Raw genomic sequence first — 582 nt, 5'->3', positions numbered from 1 at the left:
GTACCAGCCCACGCCAAAGGTGGGCGCCACGGTCAGCGGCTGGTCAAACTCCATGCTGCTGGGCGGGATGGCCCGGCCATCGCGCAGCGGCGCCAGGGGCACGCAGTTATCCGGCAAGCGCGGGCCCCAGTAGCGCCACAGCGGTGCCTCATGCGGGCGCACCTCCAGCACCACACTGCTGTGGGTGCCATGCAAAACTGTGAAGGTGGCAGAGGCCTCGGGCGCGTGGGTAGGCATGTTCAGTTGCAGTAAATACGTTGGCCGCTCTTGTCGAACAGCAGGGCCTTGGCCGCGTCAAAGCGCGCTTCCAGCATCTGGCCCGAACGCAAGCTGCGGCCGTGCTTGGTCTCGATGACCACCATTACGCCACTGCTGGAGCGGGCGTAGGCAAAGGTCTCGCCGCCCAGGTGCTCCAGCATGTCGATGGTGACGGGCAGCGTGGCGCTGCCGTCTTCCTGGAAATGCTCGGGCCGTACCCCCACCGACACCTCGGTGCCCACGGCGGGCAGGTTGCCGTCCAGCGGCAGGGTCACCACGGCATTGTCAAAACCCGCCAAGGCCACCTGGCATTGGTTCACACCG

At 66.5% G+C, this 582-nt stretch carries 1 protein-coding gene and 1 pseudogene; both read right to left on the bottom strand.

The window, feature by feature from the left end; translation table 11 throughout:
• Window positions 1–237: pseudogene (locus tag AC1D1Y_RS26090) on the bottom strand (alpha-galactosidase); the annotation flags it as partial.
• Window positions 238–239: 2 nt separating this feature from the next.
• Window positions 240–582, bottom strand: a 343-nt coding sequence (locus AC1D1Y_RS26085) for a TOBE domain-containing protein (RefSeq protein WP_477684905.1), incomplete at its 5' end; no start/stop codon positions are given.

This window comes from Polaromonas sp. P1_G1 (assembly GCF_056405595.1).
The sequence above is the reverse complement of the archived record's forward strand: the minus strand, read 5'-3'. Positions and strand labels throughout refer to the sequence as shown.